This is a genomic window from Nocardiopsis protaetiae (assembly GCF_045446735.1).
Lineage (GTDB): Bacteria > Actinomycetota > Actinomycetes > Streptosporangiales > Streptosporangiaceae > Nocardiopsis > Nocardiopsis protaetiae.
In genome coordinates this window covers 1-1,058 of sequence record NZ_JBJJBV010000539.1, presented here as the reverse complement: position 1 = coordinate 1,058, position 1,058 = coordinate 1, and the positions used below count along the sequence as shown (strand labels likewise).

1 protein-coding gene is annotated in these 1,058 nt (G+C 76.4%); it reads right to left on the bottom strand.

Annotation, left to right across the window (positions count from 1 at the left end; all coding sequences use genetic code 11):
• Nucleotides 1-188: 188 nt before the first annotated feature.
• Nucleotides 189-764 carry a hypothetical protein gene (locus tag ACJOT3_RS34580; protein WP_406977342.1) on the bottom strand — a complete coding sequence of 192 codons (576 nt, stop codon included), beginning with the start codon at nt 762-764 and terminating at the stop codon, nt 189-191.
• Nucleotides 765-1,058 lie beyond the last annotated feature (294 nt).

The window sequence follows — 1,058 nt, the reverse complement described above, 5'->3', positions numbered from 1 at the left end:
ACCGGGTACGGGGCGGGGGCCGCCCGGGGGCTCGGATCCGGGCACGGCTGTGGAGGTGTCGTTGGACACGGGGGTGTTCCTTCTGATCTGGCGCGGCGCGCGGGCCGCGGGCACGTCGGGGGCCGGTGCGGGTGCACCGGAGGCGGGCCGGGCGCGAGGGCGCGCACGGCCGCAAAAGTGGCGTGGGATCAGAAGGAGACGGGCGGGCCGCGGCGCACGTGGACGTGGCGCAGCAGGGCGGGCCGGGGCGGACGCTCGTCGGTGCCCGCGAACCGCCCGGCGGCACCCGGCAGGGCGGGCACCGACAGCGGCCGCACCACGAGCAGCACCCCGACCAGCAGGGCGCCCAGGAATCCGAGCAGGTCGAAGAACCCGCGTTCGCCCTGGCGCAGCCACCAGGCACTGACGCACCCGGCGGCGGCGTGCGCGGCGACCATGGTCGCGCTCAGCCCGCCCCCGCCCAGGTCGGCCGCCCCGGCGGCGTGCGCCGCGGCCGCGTGACCGGAGCTCGGGGCGGTGAGCGTGAACAGCAGGTGCAGGGCGCCCTGGCCCCACAGCATCCAGCCGGTGAGCGCGCCCAGGCGGCGCTCGGCCCCGGCCATCGCCCAGGCCGCCGCGAAGAGCAGCGCGAACCCGGCGACCAGCGCCGCCGGGGAGATCGCGTGGGCGGAGCTGAGCATGTGCCCGCCCGCCGAGACCGCGGTGCACACCCCGGCGGACACGGCGGCGCGCGCCGGTCGCAGCGGGGGCGGGGTCTCGTTCACGGAGCCGACCCTAGCGCCCCCTCACCCGGGGCGACCATCCCCCTACCGAAAACGGCATCCCGTCCCGCATTGTTCAGCACCACCGATCGTCAGCACTGCCGAACATCAGCACCACGGAACATCGCCATCACGGCACCGCGCCCCAGCACGTTCAGCACTACTGATCATCAGTACTGCTGATCATCGGCACCGCTGTGCCCCCGAGCGGAGGAGACCGCGTCACCGGTGCCACAGCGCCCGGCCATGTCTCCCGCTCCCGCATCGCCGCGGCGACGGCGGGCCCGGTGGCGGGCC